The 19917-nt window shown below is 59.0% G+C and carries 16 protein-coding genes; 4 read left to right on the top strand and 12 right to left on the bottom strand.

Annotated features, from left to right (window positions below):
- Positions 1-325: 325 nt before the first annotated feature.
- The 8 genes from AC0Z4S_RS12125 to AC0Z4S_RS12090 form a co-directional block, all read right to left on the bottom strand.
- Entirely contained in the window at positions 326-1087 is a 762-nt protein-coding gene (locus AC0Z4S_RS12125) for a secretin N-terminal domain-containing protein (RefSeq protein WP_485623165.1), read from the bottom strand.
- Positions 1088-1330: 243 nt separating this feature from the next.
- Positions 1331-1756 (bottom strand): GNAT family N-acetyltransferase, encoded by a 426-nt coding sequence (locus AC0Z4S_RS12120; RefSeq protein WP_016775275.1) that lies wholly within the window; start codon positions 1754-1756, stop codon positions 1331-1333.
- Positions 1749-2918, bottom strand: a complete 1170-nt coding sequence (locus tag AC0Z4S_RS12115; protein WP_016775274.1) for a ribosomal protein uL16 3-hydroxylase — start codon at positions 2916-2918, stop codon at positions 1749-1751. The genes AC0Z4S_RS12120 and AC0Z4S_RS12115 overlap by 8 nt, the downstream gene beginning before the upstream one ends.
- Positions 2919-3004: 86 nt before the next feature.
- Positions 3005-4375 (bottom strand): adenylosuccinate lyase, encoded by a 1371-nt coding sequence (gene purB, locus AC0Z4S_RS12110; protein ID WP_485623164.1) that lies wholly within the window; start codon positions 4373-4375, stop codon positions 3005-3007.
- A gap of 126 nt (positions 4376-4501) precedes the next feature.
- A complete protein-coding gene (gene hflD, locus AC0Z4S_RS12105) occupies positions 4502-5125 on the bottom strand; it encodes a high frequency lysogenization protein HflD (RefSeq protein WP_039763308.1) in 624 nt (207 codons plus the stop codon).
- Positions 5122-6246, bottom strand: a complete 1125-nt coding sequence (gene mnmA, locus AC0Z4S_RS12100) for a tRNA 2-thiouridine(34) synthase MnmA (RefSeq protein ID WP_485623163.1) — start codon at positions 6244-6246, stop codon at positions 5122-5124. Before mnmA ends, hflD begins: the two co-directional genes overlap by 4 nt.
- 59 nt (positions 6247-6305) lie before the next feature.
- Positions 6306-6752, bottom strand: a complete 447-nt coding sequence (locus tag AC0Z4S_RS12095; protein WP_253503281.1) for an NUDIX hydrolase — start codon at positions 6750-6752, stop codon at positions 6306-6308.
- 196 nt (positions 6753-6948) lie between these two features.
- Positions 6949-9174 (bottom strand): NADP-dependent isocitrate dehydrogenase, encoded by a 2226-nt coding sequence (locus AC0Z4S_RS12090; RefSeq protein WP_485623162.1) that lies wholly within the window; start codon positions 9172-9174, stop codon positions 6949-6951.
- Between the two features lie 481 nt (positions 9175-9655).
- Here AC0Z4S_RS12090 and icd point away from each other — a divergent pair, with 481 nt between their 5' ends.
- Positions 9656-10912, top strand: a complete 1257-nt coding sequence (icd, locus tag AC0Z4S_RS12085; protein WP_024013414.1) for an NADP-dependent isocitrate dehydrogenase — start codon at positions 9656-9658, stop codon at positions 10910-10912.
- 83 nt (positions 10913-10995) lie between these two features.
- On the opposite strand, the gene AC0Z4S_RS12080 is transcribed toward icd, so the two are convergent.
- A complete protein-coding gene (locus AC0Z4S_RS12080) occupies positions 10996-11301 on the bottom strand; it encodes a cold shock domain-containing protein (protein ID WP_485623160.1) in 306 nt (101 codons plus the stop codon).
- 224 nt (positions 11302-11525) lie between these two features.
- Between AC0Z4S_RS12080 and clpS the strand changes: the two genes are divergently transcribed.
- Both clpS and clpA read left to right on the top strand, forming a co-directional pair.
- Positions 11526-11909, top strand: a complete 384-nt coding sequence (gene clpS / locus AC0Z4S_RS12075; protein ID WP_011334948.1) for an ATP-dependent Clp protease adapter ClpS — start codon at positions 11526-11528, stop codon at positions 11907-11909.
- Between the two features lie 30 nt (positions 11910-11939).
- Complete coding sequence (gene clpA, locus AC0Z4S_RS12070) at positions 11940-14210, top strand: ATP-dependent Clp protease ATP-binding subunit ClpA (protein ID WP_016775266.1); 2271 nt, start codon at positions 11940-11942, stop codon at positions 14208-14210.
- 947 nt (positions 14211-15157) lie between these two features.
- Here the strand turns inward: clpA and infA are convergent.
- The 3 genes from infA to aat all read right to left on the bottom strand — a co-directional run bounded on the left by infA (position 15158) and on the right by aat (position 16935).
- Complete coding sequence (gene infA, locus AC0Z4S_RS12065) at positions 15158-15376, bottom strand: translation initiation factor IF-1 (RefSeq protein ID WP_002553999.1); 219 nt, start codon at positions 15374-15376, stop codon at positions 15158-15160.
- Between the two features lie 112 nt (positions 15377-15488).
- Positions 15489-16196 carry an arginyltransferase gene (locus AC0Z4S_RS12060; RefSeq protein WP_485623159.1) on the bottom strand — a complete coding sequence of 236 codons (708 nt, stop codon included), beginning with the start codon at positions 16194-16196 and terminating at the stop codon, positions 15489-15491.
- A gap of 58 nt (positions 16197-16254) precedes the next feature.
- Entirely contained in the window at positions 16255-16935 is a 681-nt protein-coding gene (gene aat / locus AC0Z4S_RS12055; protein WP_485623158.1) for a leucyl/phenylalanyl-tRNA--protein transferase, read from the bottom strand.
- Positions 16936-17454: 519 nt separating this feature from the next.
- Between aat and ftsK the strand changes: the two genes are divergently transcribed.
- Entirely contained in the window at positions 17455-19863 is a 2409-nt protein-coding gene (gene ftsK, locus AC0Z4S_RS12050) for a DNA translocase FtsK (RefSeq protein WP_485623157.1), read from the top strand.
- Positions 19864-19917: the final 54 nt, after the last annotated feature.

The raw sequence follows: 19917 nt of genomic DNA, 5'->3' as shown, positions 1-19917 counted from the left end.
GGCGGACTGCGGGGCGCATGCGGGCGTCGTGGGCCTCTATACGGACAACAGTGTGAAGCCGGGTTACCTAAATACGCTTCCGTCCCTCGGGACAACTTCGTTCCAGTCGGCAACCTCGTCAAACACACCTTGTGGGCGGTACAGACACGAAACGGTTCGCGGGGTAGGTGCGAACGGCGCTTCGAAGGCCCTTGCCAGGGCCTCTGATTAGCGGGAGCGAGGCCATCATGCCTTCGCTTTTTTACCCCGTCAAACGTTTTGTAGTGCTTTTTTTCAAGCACTACATCTTTAGTCTGATACGACTAATCAGTCAGTTTTCGGTGCTTTAGTCCAGCGTGTCGACTTTGACCCGCAAGGTCATGTCATCCCGGCCTTGAGTCGAGTAGCTGCGGGTCAGGCCCTGTTTATCGGCCTGAGTCTGGCTGTTGACGCCGGCGAGGGTGATCCACTCACCGAGGCGTCCGGTGACGGTTGTGTCGGTACTCTGAACGTTCACTACATCGGGACGTTCCTGGCTCATCTGGTCACGGTTGGTACTGATTGCCAGATGAACGGTCTCGCCGGTGACGCTGGCGGTGACGTAGAAACCCTGGGTGACGTTGCGGTATTGGGTCTCGCTGCTGTAACCGCCGTAGGAATCGCTCTGGGTGTTGGTGATCGGCACACTCTGGCCGACCTGGATCAGCGCCGGAGTGCCTTCACTGGTCTGCACTTGCTGGACGCCGCCGTTGCGGCTGGTGGTGCTGCGACTGATGATCCGGGTCTGGTTCGGCTGGGCGCCATTGACCGAGTAGCCTTCGTCGCCACGCCCATTGTTTTCGTTGGTGTCGACGGTGATCAGCAAGCGCTTGGGCGCGGTGTCGAGTTGCGCCAGCAGATCCTTCAACTCCTGAATCTTGCCCGGCTCGGCCTTGACGATCAGTTGGTTGCCGTAAGCGCTGACCTGACCGTCCTGGCCGATGAAGTCCTGCGCCACCGGCAGCATGTCGGCGCTGGTGTGGTATTTGAGAGGGACGATTTCTGTGGCTGCCAGCACCGAAAAACTGCAGCCGAGCAGCAGGGTGGTGAGCAGGGTGCGTAGGGACATGTCCGTTATCTCCGCGTTCGAAAGGCTTGATATTGCCAGTTTGTCGGCCCGGGGTGGGGCAAGTTGAATCGTAGACAGCAAAACGCCCCGACATCGTTGAATGCCGGGGCGGTTAGTGGTGTTCTCAAGGGCCTTTTCGCGAGCAGGCTCGCTCCCACACTGGATCTCTTTCTGACACAAAATATGTGTCCACCGCAGATCTACTGTGGGAGCGAGCCTGCTCGCGAAGGCCGCGCCTCGGTATCAGGCCGAATGCCGAACCATGTCGACATGCGGAATCCCGGCTTCCAGGAATTCCTCACTGACCAGGCTGAAGCCCAGGCGTTCATAAAACGCTGTGGCTTGCACCTGAGCGCTGAGCTTCTGTTGCTTCAGACCGCGGGCTTCGGCTTCGGCGATGACGGCTTGCATCAGCGCGTCACCGACCTTCATTCCGCGCCAGTCTTTGAGTACCGAAACCCGACCGATATGCCCATCGGGCAACAGTCGCGCCGTGCCGATCGGGAAGTCGCCTTCGAACGCCAGAAAATGCACGGCGGTCGCGTCATCCGCGTCCCACTCAAGCTCGGGTGGCACTGATTGTTCGGCGATGAACACCGTTTCACGAATGCGCCGGATCTCGGCGATATCCTTCTGCCAGTCTGCGACACGAACGCGAATTTTATTCATCGGCGAACCCCAGGCTTCCTTGCTTGACCAGTTCGCAGAGCAGGCTGCGGCCGTCTTCATCGCTCAGCCATTCGCCGAGGTTATCGGCGTGCAGGGCGTCAGCGGCGCAGATCAGCTTCAGCAGTTCGCGCAGCTTGCCCGGCAGGTAACGGCTCTGGCCGCTGGCGAACAGCAGCAGATCGTCATCGACTTCCGACCAGGCCAGGCGCGCGCTCGGGTTGCGGATCAGCACAGCACCGTCCTGCAGGGCGGCGAGGAAGTCTTCTTCTTCGACGTCTTCCGGTCCGACCACCAGTTCCGGATAACGCGGCTCAGTCATGTACTGGCCGAACCAGGTCAGCAGCAGACGCTCATCGCTCATGTGCTCGGCGAGCAGGCTTTTCAGGCGATCCAGCGCGTCGTGTTGAATCTGGTGCGGGTCGACCGCCGGCTTGGCGTCGGCATCGGTGTAGCGCTCTTCGTCGGTCAGGAACTGGCTGAGGAAGTCGGTGAAGTGGGTCAGCACTTCAGCGGCGCTTGGGGCGCGGAAGCCGACCGAATAGGTCATGCAGTTGTCGACCGCGACGCCGCAATGGGCGAGACGCGGCGGCAGGTAAAGCATGTCGCCCGGCTCCAGCACCCACTCTTCAGTCTCGTGGAATTCAGCGAGGATGCGCAGGTCGGCGTGCTGCAGCAGCGGACTCTCGGAGTCGCACATCTGGCCGATTTTCCAGTTGCGCTTGCCGTGGCCCTGCAGCAGGAACACATCGTAGTTGTCGAAGTGCGGGCCGACGCTGCCACCCGGTGCGGCGAAGCTGATCATCACGTCGTCGACTCGCCAGCTCGGCAGGAAGCGGAAGTTTTCCAGCAGCTCGCTGACTTCCGGCACGAACTGGTCAACCGCCTGCACCAGCAGGGTCCACTCTTTTTCCGGCAGTTTGCTGAACTCGTCTTCGGCGAACGGGCCGCGACGCAGTTCCCACGGACGCTCGCCGTGCTCGATGACCAGGCGCGATTCGACTTCTTCTTCCAGGGCCAGGCCGGCCAGTTCGTCGGCGTCGATCGGGCTTTCGAAGTCAGGAATCGCCTGACGGATCAGCAGCGGTTTTTTCTGCCAGTAGTCACGCAGGAATTCGCGTGCTGTGAGGCCGCCCAGAAGTTGAAGAGGAATATCGGAATTCATATGTAACCTATTGAAAAAAAGCACTTTTCAGACGGGAATAAAAACGCCCGGCGCGGCCGGGCGTCTCAAACGGAGCAAACGGTCGATCAGATGCGTTTGGCTTGTGCCACAGCGTTGCCGATGTAGTTGGCCGGGGTCAGTTGCTTGAGCTCGGCTTTGGCTTCGGCTGGCATGTCCAGGCCATCGATGAAAGTCTGCAACGCTTCAGGGCTGATGCCCTTGCCACGGGTCAGTTCTTTCAGCTTTTCGTACGGGTTTTCGATGTTGTAGCGACGCATCACGGTCTGGATCGGCTCGGCCAATACTTCCCAGCAAGCATCGAGGTCAGCGGCAATCTTCTGCTCGTTGAGTTCGAGTTTGCTGATGCCTTTGAGGCTGGCTTCGTAAGCGATCACGCTGTGGGCGAAGCCGACACCGAGGTTGCGCAGGACGGTGGAGTCGGTCAGGTCGCGCTGCCAGCGGGAGATCGGCAGTTTGCTCGCCAGGTGCTGGAACAGTGCGTTGGCGATACCCAGGTTGCCTTCGGAGTTTTCGAAGTCGATCGGGTTGACCTTGTGCGGCATGGTCGACGAACCGATTTCGCCAGCGATGGTGCGCTGCTTGAAATAGCCCAGGGAGATGTAGCCCCAGATGTCACGGTCGAAGTCGATCAGGATGGTGTTGAAGCGCGCGATCGCGTCGAACAGCTCGGCAATGTAGTCGTGCGGTTCGATCTGCGTGGTGTACGGGTTGAAGCCCAGGCCCAGCTCGTCTTCGATGAAGGCGCGGGCGTTGGCTTCCCAATCGATCTGCGGGTAGGCCGAGAGGTGCGCATTGTAGTTGCCGACGGCGCCGTTGATCTTGCCCAGCAGTGGCACGGCAGCGACCTGAGCGATCTGGCGCTCGAGACGGTAAACCACGTTGGCCAGCTCTTTACCCAAAGTGGTTGGCGAAGCCGGCTGGCCGTGGGTGCGCGACAGCATCGGCACGTCGGCGAAACGGATGGCCAGTTCGCGGATAGCGTTGGCGGTCTGGCGCATCAGCGGCAGCATTACGTCGTCACGGCCTTCGCGCAGCATCAGCGCGTGGGACAGGTTGTTGATGTCTTCGCTGGTGCAGGCAAAGTGGATGAATTCGCTGACCTTGGCCAGCTCCGGCAGCTTGGCTGCCTGCTCTTTGAGCAGGTATTCGATTGCTTTGACGTCGTGGTTGGTGGTGCGCTCGATCTCTTTGACGCGCTCGGCGTGCTCCAGCGAGAAGTTTTCCGCCAGTTCGTTGAGAACGGCGTTGGCCTCGGCGGAGAAGGCTGGCACTTCAGGGATGCCAGCGTGGGCGCCCAGGCGCTGGAGCCAGCGCACTTCAACCAGAACTCGGGCACGGATCAGGCCGTACTCGCTGAAAATCGGGCGCAGGGCCTGGGTTTTGCCGGCGTAGCGGCCGTCAACAGGGGAAACCGCAGTGAGCGAAGAGAGCTGCATGGGGTGTTCTCGGACAGTCGGGCAACGAAATGGGGCGCGTATCATACATGAAAAAATCCGCCGGTCCGTCGCCAACTGACCGGCGTATTACGCGTTACAGACTACAAAGCCTTCATGACGCGGCGTTTATTCGCTGCGCATCAACGGATAAAGCTCCTTGAGCAGCTTGCGGCGGCTGATCACCAACTGCCAGCGATGGCCGCCGAGCTGTCGCCACAGGCGCGCCGAGCGGATACCGGCGAGGAGCAGGGCGCGGATCTTCGAGGCGTTGCTCGGCTGCTGCAGGTTGCGCATGTCGCCGTGCACCTGAATGCGCTGGCGCAGAGTGCTCAAAGTGTCCTGGTACAACGCACCGCAAGCGGCCACGACGTTTTCGTGGGCCGGGCCGAAATGCTCCACCTGCGACTGAATCTGCGGCAGGCGTTTGGCAATCGTCTCAAGCATGTCGTCACGCTTGGCCAGTTGCCGCTCAAGACCGAGCATCGACAGGGCATAGCGCAGTGGCTCGCGCTGCAAGGTGCTCGGATCGCGCTCGAGGGCGCCAATCAGCGCGCGGTAACCCTCACGCAGATTGATGTCGTCGCCGCCGTACACATCCAGCGTATCTTTCGGATCACGCACCAGCAGGCTGCCGAGCATGCAGCTCAGGCCCGCTTCGTTGGTCTGGCCGGTCTTGGCGATGCGATCCACCAGCACGGCGGCGAGAAACACGCCGCCCAGCGCCGTCAATTGCTCCTGAGTCGGGCTCATGCCTGGCCGCTCCACGGCTCGGCCACTTCGATCACACCGCCACCAAGGCAGATTTCGCCGTCATAGAACACCACCGACTGGCCCGGCGTCACCGCGCGTTGCGGCTCGTCGAACACGGCGCGGTAGCCGCTGGCGGTTTTTTCCAGGATGCAGGCCTGATCGCTCTGGCGATAACGCACTTTCGCCGTCAGGCGCAGCGGCTGGCTCAGGTCGATCGGGTTGACCCAGTAGATTTCCGAAGCGAGCAGGGCGCTGGAGAACAGCCACGGATGGTTGTTGCCCTGGCCGACGATCAGCTCGTTGGTGTCCAGGTCCTTGCGCAGCACGTACCACGGCTCGTCACCGGCGTCCTTCAAACCGCCGATGCCGAGGCCCTGACGCTGGCCGATGGTGTGGTACATCAAGCCGTGATGACGGCCGATGACTTCGCCTTCGGTGGTTTTGATCTCGCCCGGTTGTGCCGGCAGGTATTGCTTGAGGAAATCGCTGAAACGGCGCTCGCCGATGAAGCAGATCCCGGTGGAATCCTTCTTCTTGGCGGTGGCCAGTTCGTACTTCTCGGCAATCGCGCGGACTTCAGGCTTTTCCAGTTCGCCGACGGGGAACAGGGTCTTGGCAATCTGCTCGCCGCCGACGGCGTGCAGGAAGTAGCTCTGATCCTTGTTCGGATCGAGCCCTTTGAGCAGCTCGGTGCGGCCATCGATATCGCGGCGGCGCACGTAGTGGCCGGTGGCGATCAGGTCGGCGCCGAGCATCATCGCGTAGTCGAGGAACGCTTTGAACTTGATCTCGCGGTTACACAGGATGTCCGGGTTCGGCGTACGGCCGGCCTTGTATTCGGCGAGGAAGTGCTCGAACACGTTGTCCCAGTACTCGGCGGCAAAGTTGGCGGTGTGCAGCTTGATGCCAATCTTGTCGCAGACAGCCTGCGCATCCGCCAGATCGTCCATGGCGGTGCAGTATTCCGTTCCGTCGTCTTCTTCCCAGTTCTTCATGAACAGGCCTTCCACTTCATAACCCTGCTCGATCAGCAGAAGGGCGGAAACGGAAGAGTCCACGCCGCCGGACATGCCGACAATGACGCGCTTCTTGGATGTGTCAGAAGGGGCTGGATCACGCATAGGAATTCAATGAGTGTCTTGGAAAAGGGCGCGATTCTATCAGGCTCGCGGCCGCAAGGCTAAAGAGAAGGGCGGATCAGTTCGAGGCCGAAGTGATTGCCCGCCAGATAATCGTCGATGCAACGGATGATCAGCTCGCTGCGCCAGTGGTCGCGCTGGGCGATTAATTCGTCGCGGGTCAGCCACTTGGCCCCGAGAATGCCGTCGTCGAGCTGGTAATCCGGATGGTGCTGGACGGCTTTGGCGCTGAAGCACACGCGCTGATAGGTCACGCCGTTGCTCGGGGCGGTGTACAGATAAATGCCGATCACCCCGGTGGGTTCAACGTCCCAACCGGTTTCTTCAAGGGTTTCGCGAATGGCCGCGTCGATCAGGGTTTCATCCGGATCGAGATGGCCGGCGGGCTGGTTGAGCACGTTACGGCCGCCTTTGTGTTCTTCGACCATCAGGAAGCGACCGTTGTCCTCGACGACGGTAGCGACGGTGATGTGGGGGAGCCATTCCATAAATTTTCCTCAATTCTGAGAATGTAATGAGAACACTGTGGGAGCGAGCTTGCTCGCGAAAGCGGTGGGTCAGTCAATGAAGACCTTGAATGATAAACCGCATTCGCGAGCAAGCTCGCTCCCACAAGGGAATTGCGTGCATTCTGAAAACACAAACCCCGGCACAAGGCCGGGGTTTGTTTAACGCATTACAACCTTAAACCAGCGCAGCGATCGCGGCGTTGAAGGTTGCGCTTGGGCGCATGGCCTTGCTGATCAGCTCGGCGTCGGCGTGGTAGTAACCACCGATGTCGACTGGCTTGCCCTGAACGGCGTTGAGCTCGGCAACGATGGTCGCTTCGTTCTCGGTCAAGGTTTTGGCCAGGGTCGCGAACTGCGCTTGCAGTGCAGCGTCTTCAGTCTGGGCGGCCAGGGCCTGAGCCCAGTACATCGCCAGGTAGAAGTGGCTGCCGCGGTTGTCGATGTTGCCGACTTTGCGCGATGGCGACTTGTTGTTGTCGAGGAACTGGCCGGTGGCCTGGTCCAGGGTTTTCGACAGCACCAGCGCTTTCGGGTTGTTGTAGTTCACGCCCAGGTGCTCAAGGGAAGCGGCGAGGGCGAGGAACTCACCCAGCGAATCCCAGCGCAGGAAGTTCTCTTCAACCAGTTGCTGCACGTGCTTCGGAGCCGAGCCGCCGGCGCCGGTTTCGAACAGACCACCGCCGTTCATCAGCGGCACGATCGACAGCATCTTGGCGCTGGTGCCCAGCTCCATGATCGGGAACAGGTCGGTCAGGTAGTCGCGCAGTACGTTACCGGTCACCGAAATGGTGTCCTTGCCTTCGCGGGTGCGCTGCAGGGTGTACTTCATCGCATCGACCGGGGCCATGATCTGGATGTCCAGGCCGCTGGTGTCGTGATCCTTCAGGTACGCCTGAACCTTCTCGATCACCACGCCATCATGAGCGCGCATCGGGTCGAGCCAGAAGATCGCTGGCGTGCTGCTTGCGCGAGCACGGTTGACGGCCAGTTTGACCCAGTCCTGGATCGGCGCGTCCTTGGTCTGGCACATGCGGAAGATGTCGCCGGCTTCGACAGCCTGTTCCATCAGCAGCTTGCCTTTGCTGTCGGTGACGCGAACGATGCCGTCAGCCTTGATCTGGAAGGTCTTGTCGTGGGAGCCGTACTCTTCGGCTTTCTTCGCCATCAGACCGACGTTCGGCACGCTGCCCATGGTGGTCGGATCGAAAGCGCCATTGGCTTTGCAGTCTTCGATCACGGCCTGGTAGATGGTCGCGTAGCAACGATCCGGGATCACAGCCTTGGTGTCGTGCAGCTGACCGTCGGTGCCCCACATCTTGCCGGAGTCACGGATCATCGCCGGCATCGAGGCGTCGACGATGACGTCGCTCGGCACGTGCAGGTTGGTGATGCCTTTGTCGGAGTTGACCATCGCCAGCGACGGACGATCGGCATAGACCGCTGCGATATCGGCTTCGATCTGCGCTTGCTGCTCGGCCGGCAGGGCCTTGATGCGCGCGTACAGATCGCCGATGCCGTTGTTCAGATTGAAGCCGATCTGGTTCAGCACGTCAGCGTGCTTGGTCAGTGCGTCTTTATAGAACTCGGCAACGATCTGGCCGAACATGATCGGGTCCGAGACCTTCATCATGGTCGCTTTCAAGTGCACCGAGAGCAGCACGCCCTGGGCCTTGGCGCTTTCGATCTCGGCAGCGATGAACGCACGCAGGGCGTTTTTGCTCATCACGGCGCAGTCGAGGATCTCGCCAGCCTGAACGGTGGTTTTTTCTTTCAGAACGGAAGCGGTACCGTCCTTGGCGATCAGTTCGATCTTCACAGCGTCAGCGGCGTCGATCAGGACAGCTTTTTCGCTGCCGTAGAAATCGCCGGTGCTCATGTGAGCGACGTGGGACTTGGAGTCTTTGGCCCAGGCGCCCATTTTGTGCGGGTGCTTGCGCGCATAGTTCTTCACCGACAGCGGAGCGCGGCGGTCGGAGTTGCCTTCACGCAGAACCGGGTTCACGGCGCTGCCCTTGACCTTGTCGTAACGCGCCTTGGCGTCTTTGTCGGCGTCGCTGGTCACGGTTTCCGGGTAATCCGGCAGGTTGTAGCCCTGTGCCTGCAACTCTTTGATCGCGGCTTGCAGCTGTGGCACCGAAGCACTGATGTTCGGCAGCTTGATGATGTTGGCTTCAGGCGTAACGGCCAGGTCGCCCAGTTCAGCGAGGTGGTCGGCTACGGCTTTGTCGCCCAGTTGCTCGGGGAAGCTTGCCAGAATGCGTGCTGCAAGAGAGATATCGCGGGTTTCCACGGCGATATCGGCCGAGGCGGTGTAAGCCTCGATGATCGGCAGCAGGGAATAGGTGGCGAGGGCAGGAGCTTCGTCGGTGAAGGTATAGATGATCTTCGAGCGGGTGGGCATATTCGGATTAACTCTCTCTTCTTTGCTAAAGCGTGCGCAGAAACTCGAGGGGCGCCGGGTAAGCGCGTTCGTTCAAAGTCATCCATGAACCGAATGTCGAGATTCTTCGCGGTGATGTTGGGTGCATCAGTAGAGCGTCAAGCAGTCAGGCTGCGGTAACAACCCGACCAATCAGGCGGAAAGTCTCGTGCTAGAGAGGCCAGCCGTCGTGACCCTGTGGTCAGCGGGCGGCATTATACATAGGTAGCTGGCAATCTGCCGATGGTTCATATGCAACGATTCTCGTCCATTGGTCTAAAGGTCGCAGGGCAGCATCGGGCAAAGACTCGTTACGAATGCTGGAGTTTGGCGCTTTTCCCTTTGCTTTCAGGCTTGTACGAAACGAGATGTGCGCGGCGCCGGAACATAGGGTTTGCGTGTTGATTCAACTGGGTTACGCTCGAAGCAAGCCAGGTGTTCAATCCAAACAATGGAGTTCAGCATGGGTTACAAGAAGATTCAGGTTCCAGCCGTCGGCGACAAAATCACCGTCAATGCAGACCATTCTCTCAATGTTCCTGATAACCCGATCATTCCCTTCATCGAAGGTGACGGTATTGGTGTCGACATCAGTCCGGTGATGATCAAGGTTGTCGATGCTGCTGTTGAAAAGGCCTACGGCGGCAAGCGCAAGATTTCCTGGATGGAAGTCTACGCCGGCGAAAAAGCTACCCAGGTTTACGATCAGGACACCTGGCTGCCGCAGGAAACCCTCGACGCCGTCAAGGATTACGTGGTCTCCATCAAAGGCCCGCTGACCACTCCGGTCGGTGGCGGTATCCGCTCGCTGAACGTGGCCCTGCGTCAGCAGCTCGACCTGTACGTCTGCCTGCGCCCGGTGCGCTGGTTCGAAGGCGTGCCAAGCCCGGTGAAAAAGCCTGGCGATGTCGACATGACCATCTTCCGCGAAAACTCCGAAGACATTTACGCCGGTATCGAATGGAAGGCCGGTTCGCCGGAAGCCACCAAGGTCATCAAATTCCTTAAAGAAGAAATGGGCGTCACCAAGATCCGTTTCGACGAAAACTGCGGCATCGGCGTCAAGCCTGTATCCCGCGAAGGCACCAAGCGCCTGGCGCGCAAGGCCCTGCAATACGTGGTCGACAATGACCGCGACTCGCTGACGATCGTGCACAAAGGCAACATCATGAAGTTCACCGAAGGTGCCTTCAAGGAATGGGCCTACGAGGTAGCGGCGGAAGAGTTCGGCGCGACCCTGCTCGATGGCGGCCCGTGGATGCAGTTCAAGAACCCGAAAACCGGCAAGAACGTTGTGGTCAAGGACGCCATCGCCGACGCCATGCTCCAGCAGATCCTGCTGCGCCCGGCCGAATACGATGTGATCGCTACGCTTAACCTCAACGGTGACTATCTGTCTGACGCCCTGGCCGCGGAAGTGGGTGGTATCGGCATTGCGCCGGGCGCCAACCTGTCGGACACCGTGGCGATGTTCGAGGCGACCCACGGTACCGCGCCGAAGTATGCCGGCAAGGATCAGGTCAACCCGGGCTCGCTGATCCTCTCGGCCGAGATGATGTTGCGTCACATGGGCTGGACTGAAGCGGCGGACCTGATCATCAAGGGCACCAACGGTGCGATCGGCGCGAAGACTGTTACTTATGATTTCGAGCGTTTGATGGATGGGGCCAAGCTGGTTTCGTCTTCGGGGTTCGGGGATGCGTTGATTTCGCATATGTAAAAGTTACAGGCACATGAAAACCGCCTGACTCGATGGGTTGAGTCAGGCGGTTTTTTTTCTAAGCGTATTCAGGCCGGAATCAGTCAGCTCATCGCTTTGGCAGTTGCGGCAGCGGCAGCTGCGCCGACAGCGGCACTTTCAGAAGCGGTGGATGGTTCGATGATTACGGACTCAATGGCTACCGCATGCAGTCCCTTCGGACCTTGCACGATGTCGAATTTCACTGACTGGCCCGCTTTCAGCGTCTTGTACCCGTCCATTAGAATGGCCGAGTAGTGGGCGAAGAAATCAATGTCCTTGCCATCCTCATCGCGACCTTCCCGGGCGTCGGTATTGATAAAGCCGAACCCCTTGGCATTGTTGAACCATTTCACCTTGCCGACAGCCATGCTCAAATCCCTCTGCAACAGACTCCATCGCTGGAGTATCATCCACGACATCCGCAATCGAATTCGATAAAAGAATTGACTCCGCGGATCTTTTTTACCCACTGTGGGCTCTATTGGTTGTAACACCGTTTTCCCGATAGTCAAGGTGACCGGGCAGTCGTAGTTGAAAACGTGTGCAACCGCCCCCACCACTGTATTCGCACAACTGACGAACCTTTTTTTCCATGCATGCAATCAGCCAGATTCGACTAACATTCAATCAGGATCGCCCGCTTCTCCAAAAGGATCTTCCACAGGAGCACGACGACGATTCGGCAGGCGTTGCTGTTCAGGAAGCAAAGCCCGCGTTACAGGCGCCGCCGATGTACAAGGTGGTTTTGTTCAACGATGACTACACACCGATGGATTTCGTCGTCGAAGTGCTCGAGGTGTTTTTTAACCTGAATCGCGAGCTGGCGACCAAGGTCATGCTGGCCGTCCATACAGAAGGCCGGGCAGTATGTGGAGTGTTTACCCGCGACATCGCCGAGACAAAGGCCATGCAGGTCAACCAGTACGCCAGGGAAAGCCAGCATCCGCTACTCTGTGAAATCGAGAAGGACGGTTAATCGCCGACCACTTGGGTATGAGGTGAAGCTATGTTAAACCGCGAGCTCGAAGTCACCCTCAATCTAGCCTTCAAGGAGGCTCGTTCGAAACGTCATGAGTTCATGACTGTCGAACATCTCCTGCTGGCCCTATTGGATAATGAGGCTGCCGCCACCGTTTTGCGTGCCTGCGGCGCAAACCTCGACAAACTCAAGCATGATCTGCAGGAGTTCATCGACTCCACCACGCCATTGATCCCCGTGCATGACGAGGATCGCGAAACCCAGCCAACCCTGGGCTTCCAGCGTGTCCTGCAGCGTGCTGTTTTTCACGTACAGAGCTCGGGCAAACGCGAAGTGACCGGCGCCAATGTGCTGGTCGCCATCTTCAGTGAGCAAGAGAGTCAGGCAGTGTTCCTGCTGAAGCAGCAGAGCGTTGCGCGCATCGATGTCGTCAACTACATCGCCCACGGCATCTCCAAAGTACCGGGGCACGGCGATCACTCTGAAGGTGAACAAGATATGCAGGACGACGAGGGCGGTGAGTCTTCTTCTTCAGGCAATCCTCTGGATGCTTATGCCAGCAACCTCAACGAACTCGCGCGCCAGGGTCGCATCGATCCGCTGGTCGGCCGTGAATCGGAAGTCGAGCGTGTCGCGCAGATTCTCGCGCGTCGGCGCAAGAACAACCCGCTGCTGGTCGGCGAGGCAGGCGTTGGTAAAACCGCGATTGCCGAAGGCCTGGCCAAGCGCATCGTCGACAACCAGGTGCCGGATCTGCTGGCCAATGCGGTTGTTTATTCGCTCGATCTTGGCGCTCTGCTCGCGGGCACCAAGTATCGCGGTGATTTCGAGAAGCGCTTCAAGGCGCTGCTCAATGAACTGAAAAAACGTCCGCAGGCGATCCTGTTCATCGACGAGATCCACACCATCATCGGTGCGGGTGCTGCCTCCGGTGGCGTGATGGATGCTTCCAACCTGCTCAAGCCGCTGCTGTCGTCTGGCGACATTCGCTGCATCGGTTCGACCACGTTCCAGGAATTCCGTGGCATCTTCGAGAAGGACCGCGCCCTGGCGCGCCGCTTCCAGAAGGTCGATGTCGTCGAGCCGTCGGTGGAAGACACCATCGGTATCCTGCGCGGCCTGAAAGGACGTTTCGAGCAGCATCACAACATCGAGTACAGCGATGAGTCGTTGCGTGCCGCTGCGGAACTGGCGTCGCGCTACATCAATGACCGGCACATGCCGGACAAGGCCATCGACGTCATCGACGAGGCGGGCGCCTACCAGCGTCTGCAGCCGGTGGAGATGCGCGTCAAGCGTATCGAAGTGCCACAGGTCGAGGACATCGTTGCGAAAATCGCGCGGATTCCGCCGAAGCACGTCACCAGTTCCGACAAGGAACTGCTGCGTAATCTTGAACGTGACCTGAAACTGACGGTGTTTGGTCAGGACGCTGCGATCGACTCGCTGTCGACCGCGATCAAGCTGTCCCGCGCCGGGCTCAAGTCGCCTGACAAGCCAGTTGGTTCGTTCCTGTTCGCAGGGCCTACCGGTGTCGGTAAAACCGAGGCAGCGCGGCAACTGGCCAAGGCTTTGGGGATTGAACTGGTTCGCTTCGACATGTCCGAGTACATGGAGCGTCACACCGTATCGCGTCTGATCGGTGCACCTCCAGGCTATGTTGGTTTCGATCAGGGCGGTCTGTTGACCGAAGCGATCACCAAGCAGCCACATTGCGTATTGCTGCTCGATGAGATCGAGAAGGCGCATCCGGAAGTCTTCAACCTGCTCTTGCAGGTCATGGATCACGGTACGCTGACTGATAACAACGGGCGCAAGGCAGACTTCCGCAATGTGATCGTGATCATGACCACCAACGCCGGCGCCGAAACGGCCGCGCGGGCTTCGATCGGTTTCACCCATCAGGACCACTCGTCTGATGCGATGGAAGTGATCAAGAAGAGCTTCACGCCGGAATTCCGTAACCGTTTGGACACCATTATCCAGTTTGGTCGCCTCAGCCATGAGGTCATCAAGAGCGTGGTGGACAAGTTCCTCACCGAGCTTCAGGCGCAGCTGGAAGACAAGCGTGTGTTGCTTGAGGTTACTGATGCTGCGCGTAGTTGGCTGGCGGCGGGTGGTTATGACTCGGCGATGGGCGCGCGTCCAATGGCGCGTCTGATCCAGGACAAGATCAAGCGTCCGCTGGCGGAGGAGATTCTGTTTGGCGAACTGGCCGAGCATGGCGGTGTGGTGCACATCGACATCAAGGACGGGGAGTTGACGTTCGACTTCGAAACTACTGCGGAAATGGCCTGACGGCTGTTGGCTGTTGATAAAGCTAAAGGCGCCTTCGGGCGCCTTTTTGCTGTTTGTCGTTTGGGGGTTTTGGGTGAATATCCGTTGCTGCGGTTACGGCTGCTTAGGGTTTCGCCCTTACGGCGACTTACTTTTTTACAAGCGCCTAAAAAAGTAAGCAAAAAACGCTAGCTCCTGCGTTCGGCCCTCGCAGGCTCGGGTTCCTTCGCTGCGGGATCGATCCGGGCGCAGCGGCTCCGGTTTGCTTCGCTGCACCTCCTTCCGCTGTGTTTGGCTTCGCCAAACGGTCGCTGCGCTCCCACGCCCGGATCAATCCCTCCGCTCAGCCTTCCGACGTCGCCCATGGATCAAGAACAAGAGCAGGCGAGCTAACACTCGGCCTATTGAGTGGTGAAGAGCGGGGCGTGGTCGGCTTTGGATTTGTGGTGGTGCTTCCCCTCACCCCAGCCCTCTCCCGAGGGAGAGGGGGTCGATGTGTGGGCTTTTCACAGCCTGAGTTCAACGCGGTATCGCACGTCGGCGTAACTCTCCCAAACACCACCGTCAGTCCCCTCTCCCTCCGGGAGAGGGCTAGGGTGAGGGGCTCTTGATCTTGCTTTGGCTTTTGATCTTTTGCCCCATCGGCAGGCCGAGCGTAGGTGTTCATCCGGGGGTAGGCGCGCAGCGCCGTGCGGCGTAGCCGCATACATCGAGAGGAGGTGCAGCGAAGCAAACCGTAGGCGATGCCCCCGGATGGACACCGTAGCGAGGGAACACTGAGCCTAGGCGAAGTGCCGTACGCCAGGGGCAAAGCCTTTTGGGTTACCTTTTCGGCGTTTGGAAAAGGTGACTCGCTGTAAGAGCGAAACCGCCAGCGGCCGCACCCGAAAAAACGGATATACACACAAACCAATAAAGCGCAGATACAAAAACGCCCGGCATAAACCGGGCGTTCTGTATTGACTTGATTAACGAGCGCGGTAAGTGATCCGCCCTTTGCTCAAGTCATAGGGCGTCAGCTCGACGCGCACTTTGTCACCGGTAAGAATACGAATGTAGTTCTTGCGCATCTTGCCGGAAATATGCGCGGTTACGACGTGCCCATTTTCCAACTCCACACGAAACATGGTGTTGGGCAGGGTGTCGACGACAGTGCCTTCCATTTCGAAGCTGTCTTCTTTCGACATGCAGTAAAGCCCTCGGTATCCAATGAATGGCCCGGTGCAACTGCGCCAGGCAAAAGCGGCGTGCATTGTGCCCGAAAAATGGTGTTTACGCCAAGGGGTTTAGGCCGCAGGTTCAGTTCAGGATGACCCAGCGCTGGTTGATCAGCAATTCGATGGGCCGATATTGCGTCTTGTAGTTCATCTTTTTGCAGTTCTTGATCCAGTAACCGAGGTACACCGCCTCAAGGCCAAGACGCTGGCTCTCGGCGATTTGCCAGAGGATCGCGTAACGACCCAGGCTGCGGCGTTCTTCGTGCGGTTCGTAGAAGGTGTAGACCGCCGACAGACCGTTTGGCAGCAGATCGGTGACCGCCACCGCGAGCAACCGTCCGTCGAGTCGGAACTCGTAGAAGCGCGAGAAGGGCAGGTCACGCACAAGGAACGTCGAGAACTGATCGCGGCTCGGCGGGTACATGTCGCCGTCGGCATGGCGCTGTTCTATGTAGCGCTGGTACAGATCGAAATATTCTTCGCTGAAGTGCGGTTTGACCGGCTGCACCTGCAAATCCGCGTTGCGTTTGTAGATGCGCTTTTGCTGGCGATTGGCGATGAATTGCGCGGAGGGAATGCGCGCAGGCACGCACGCATTGCAATTCTGGCAATGCGGCCGGTACAGGTGATCGCCGCTGCGACGAAAGCCCATTTCCGACAGATCTGCGTAGACGTGCACATCCATGGGCTGACTCGGGTCGAGAAACAGCGTCGTGGCCTGCTCCTCGGGCAGATAACTGCAAGAGTGGGGCTGAGTGGCATAAAACTTCAATCGCGCCAACTCGGTCATGAATCAACCCTCGGGATAAGCTGGTGGATTAAGTGTAAGCCACCTGCGCAAAAGTCGCTCAGCAAACCCAGGTCGCTGTATTCGGTTGGTCGAGATGCCGAGCCAGATAATCGGCGAATTCGCTACGCGCGATCGATCGTGCACCGAGGCTGTGCAGGTGATCGGTCGGCATCTGGCAGTCGATCAGGACAAAGCCGGCGGCTTTCAAATGCTGCACGAGGGTGGCGAAGCCGTACTTGGAAGCGTTGTCGGCGCGGCTGAACATCGACTCGCCAAAAAACAGCTGGCCCATCGCCAGGCCATACAGGCCGCCGACCAGTTGTCCATCGTCCCGGACCTCAACCGAATGAGCGAAGCCGCGACGATGCAGCTCCATGTAAGCATTCTGCATGGCCTCGGTGATCCAGGTGCCGTCAGCGTAATCCCGGGGCGCGGCGCAGGCGCGGATGACGGCGTCGAAATCCTCGTCGAAGGTTACTTGATAGCGTTGCTTGCGCAGCAGTTTGGCGAGACTGCGCGAGACATGCAGTTCATCGGGAAAAAGCACGGTGCGGGGATCTGGCGACCACCAGAGAATTGGCTGACCCTCGGAAAACCATGGAAAGCAGCCATGGCGATAGGCCTGGATCAATCGATCGGCAGACAGGTCGCCACCGGCGGCGAGCAATCCGTTCGGTTCGCGCATGGCCTTGTCCAGTGAAGGGAAGGTCAGGGAATTACGTTGTAACCAAGTCAGCATGGCATCCAGGCTTGCAGAAGGGGAGGGCGGTCAGGGGCGCGCAGCCCCGCGAAAGAGTTTGCCGCGAAACGGCGCCGATGTCCTGCACAGATGTCCAGTGAGGTAACCATCGGGCTGCAACTTGATGTGTCGGCCGTGGTCGTAAGCGTCACCATGGCGATGCTCGCAAATCGTTTTGACTCAATGGAAATCGCTGGCTTCGCTACGTTCATCAAATACAGCTCATAAGCCTTTGTCACAAAAGACAATGCGTGCTCCAATTGCAACGCAGCGCGTGTACGTTTGGCTATGCTCAAGGCAAGGGTCTCAAGCATGGCGTCGGGCGCACAAACCCGTACAATGCCGGGTTGTAACGGCTTTGCGCTGTGCGCAGTGTTTATGGCTGTGTTTATAAAACCAGTGGCACAGTGTTAAAAGTAGTCTCAATTGGGCTTTTCACCTTTGTTACCTGCCTGGACTGGCAGTTTTTTATCGTCATTCAATAGATGGACGCGCCTCGGGCGCAGGAAAAGAAGCGTTTTGAAGAAGACCACCGAAGCACCCAAAACAGTCGTTCCGCTCTGGCGCCAACAGCTGCACTACCGGCTCAAGGAAGGTGCATTGATCGCCATTGGCGCCTTGTGCCTGTTCCTGATGATGGCTTTGCTGACTTACGGCAAGGACGATCCGGGCTGGAGCCATAACAGCAAGATCGACGATGTGCAGAATTTCGGCGGGCCTGCGGGCTCGTACAGCGCCGATATCCTGTTCATGGTGCTCGGTTACTTCGCCTATATCTTCCCGCTGTTGCTGGCGGTCAAGGCGTATCAGATTTTCCGTCAACGTCACGAACCGTGGCAGTGGAGCGGCTGGCTGTTCTCCTGGCGCCTGATCGGTCTGGTGTTTCTGGTGCTTTCCGGTGCTGCGCTGGCGCACATTCACTTTCATGCCGCGACCGGGCTGCCGGCGGGCGCTGGCGGGGCGTTGGGCGAAAGCCTTGGCGATCTGGCGAAGAACGCGCTGAACATTCAGGGCAGCACGCTGCTGTTCATCGCCTTGTTCCTGTTCGGCCTGACCGTATTCACTGACCTGTCGTGGTTCAAGGTGATGGACGTCACCGGCAAGATCACCCTTGATCTCTTCGAACTCTTCCAGGGTGCGCTCAACCGCTGGTGGTCGGCGCGCACCGAACGCAAGCAACTGGTCGCGCAACTGCGTGAGGTCGATGACCGCGTACATGATGTGGTCGCACCGACTGTCACCGACAAGCGCGAACAGGCCAAGGTCAAGGAACGTCTGATCGAACGCGAGCAGGCACTGAGCAAGCACATGTCCGATCGTGAGAAGCAGGTGCCGCCGGTCATCGCCCCGGCACCGGCCAAGGCGCCGGAGCCGAGCAAGCGCGTGCAGAAAGAGAAGCAGGCACCGTTGTTCGTCGACAGCGCGGTGGAAGGCACCTTGCCGCCGATTTCGATTCTTGATCCTGCGGAAAAGAAACAACTCAACTATTCGCCTGAGTCCTTGGCTGCAGTCGGCCACTTGCTGGAGATCAAGCTCAAGGAATTCAGCGTCGAAGTCACCGTCGATTCGATCCATCCGGGGCCGGTGATCACCCGTTACGAAATCCAGCCGGCTGCCGGCGTGAAAGTCAGCCGCATCGCCAACCTGGCCAAGGACCTGGCACGCTCGCTGGCGGTGACCAGTGTGCGCGTGGTCGAGGTGATTCCGGGCAAGACCACTGTCGGTATCGAAATTCCCAACGAAGACCGCCAGATCGTGCGCTTCTCCGAAGTGCTGTCGACGCCCGAGTACGACAACTTCAAATCGCCGGTCACCCTGGCGCTCGGTCACGATATTGGCGGCAAGCCGGTCATCACCGACCTGGCGAAGATGCCGCACCTGCTGGTGGCCGGTACCACCGGTTCCGGTAAGTCCGTGGGCGTGAACGCGATGATCCTGTCGATCCTGTTCAAATCCGGCCCGGACGACGCCAAGCTGATCATGATCGACCCGAAAATGCTCGAGCTGTCGATCTACGAAGGCATTCCGCACCTGCTGTGCCCGGTGGTGACGGACATGAAGGACGCTGCCAACGCCTTGCGCTGGAGCGTTGCCGAGATGGAGCGGCGCTACAAGCTGATGGCGAAGATGGGGGTGCGTAACCTGTCCGGCTTTAACGCCAAGGTCAAGGAAGCCCAGGAAGCCGGTGAGCCGTTGAGCGATCCGCTGTACAAGCGTGAAAGCATTCACGACGAAGCGCCGCTATTGCAGAAACTGCCAACCATCGTCGTCGTGGTCGACGAATTCGCTGACATGATGATGATCGTCGGCAAGAAGGTCGAAGAACTGATCGCGCGGATCGCGCAGAAGGCGCGTGCGGCGGGGATTCACTTGATTCTTGCGACCCAGCGCCCGTCGGTGGACGTGATCACCGGTCTGATCAAGGCCAACATCCCGACTCGTATGGCGTTTCAGGTATCGAGCAAGATCGACTCGCGGACCATCATCGACCAAGGTGGCGCTGAACAGTTGCTCGGTCACGGTGACATGCTTTACATGCCTCCGGGCACCAGTCTGCCGATCCGCGTCCACGGCGCGTTCGTTTCCGACGATGAGGTTCACCGTGTGGTCGAGGCGTGGAAACTGCGCGGCGCGCCGGAATACAACGACGACATCCTCAACGGTGTCGAAGAGGCGGGCAGCGGCTTTGAAGGCAGCAGCGGTGGTGGTGACGGTGATGATCCGGAAGCCGACGCGCTGTATGACGAAGCCGTGCAGTTCGTCCTCGAAAGCCGTCGCGCGTCGATTTCCGCAGTCCAGCGCAAACTGAAGATCGGCTACAACCGCGCCGCGCGGATGATCGAAGCCATGGAAATGGCGGGCGTCGTCACGTCAATGAACACCAACGGATCGCGTGAAGTCCTGGCCCCAGGCCCGGTACGCGACTGATAACGCACCGATTCGAGTGGCGCAATGACGCACCACTCGCTCTTCCACGAGTAT

The organism is Pseudomonas sp. 1L-B-1-E-C1, from assembly GCF_057291835.1.
Note: the sequence above shows the minus strand (reverse complement) of the source record. Positions and strands in the feature narration are given on the sequence as shown.

Bases quoted from the DNA above. Each gene is read 5' to 3' on its own strand.
- infA (WP_002553999.1), bottom strand. From the start codon at position 15,376: ATGTCGAAAGAAGACAGCTTCGAAATGGAAGGCACTGTCGTCGACACC.
- clpA (WP_016775266.1), top strand. From the start codon at position 11,940: ATGTTAAACCGCGAGCTCGAAGTCACCCTCAATCTAGCCTTCAAGGAG.
- AC0Z4S_RS12080 (WP_485623160.1), bottom strand. From the start codon at position 11,301: ATGGCTGTCGGCAAGGTGAAATGGTTCAACAATGCCAAGGGGTTCGGC.
- AC0Z4S_RS12095 (WP_253503281.1), bottom strand. From the start codon at position 6,752: ATGGAATGGCTCCCCCACATCACCGTCGCTACCGTCGTCGAGGACAAC.
- AC0Z4S_RS12120 (WP_016775275.1), bottom strand. From the start codon at position 1,756: ATGAATAAAATTCGCGTTCGTGTCGCAGACTGGCAGAAGGATATCGCC.
- clpS (WP_011334948.1), top strand. From the start codon at position 11,526: ATGCATGCAATCAGCCAGATTCGACTAACATTCAATCAGGATCGCCCG.
- AC0Z4S_RS12090 (WP_485623162.1), bottom strand. From the start codon at position 9,174: ATGCCCACCCGCTCGAAGATCATCTATACCTTCACCGACGAAGCTCCT.
- aat (WP_485623158.1), bottom strand. From the start codon at position 16,935: ATGCTGACTTGGTTACAACGTAATTCCCTGACCTTCCCTTCACTGGAC.
- AC0Z4S_RS12125 (WP_485623165.1), bottom strand. From the start codon at position 1,087: ATGTCCCTACGCACCCTGCTCACCACCCTGCTGCTCGGCTGCAGTTTT.
- icd (WP_024013414.1), top strand. From the start codon at position 9,656: ATGGGTTACAAGAAGATTCAGGTTCCAGCCGTCGGCGACAAAATCACC.
- purB (WP_485623164.1), bottom strand. From the start codon at position 4,375: ATGCAGCTCTCTTCGCTCACTGCGGTTTCCCCTGTTGACGGCCGCTAC.
- hflD (WP_039763308.1), bottom strand. From the start codon at position 5,125: ATGAGCCCGACTCAGGAGCAATTGACGGCGCTGGGCGGCGTGTTTCTC.
- AC0Z4S_RS12060 (WP_485623159.1), bottom strand. From the start codon at position 16,196: ATGACCGAGTTGGCGCGATTGAAGTTTTATGCCACTCAGCCCCACTCT.
- AC0Z4S_RS12115 (WP_016775274.1), bottom strand. From the start codon at position 2,918: ATGAATTCCGATATTCCTCTTCAACTTCTGGGCGGCCTCACAGCACGC.
- mnmA (WP_485623163.1), bottom strand. From the start codon at position 6,246: ATGCGTGATCCAGCCCCTTCTGACACATCCAAGAAGCGCGTCATTGTC.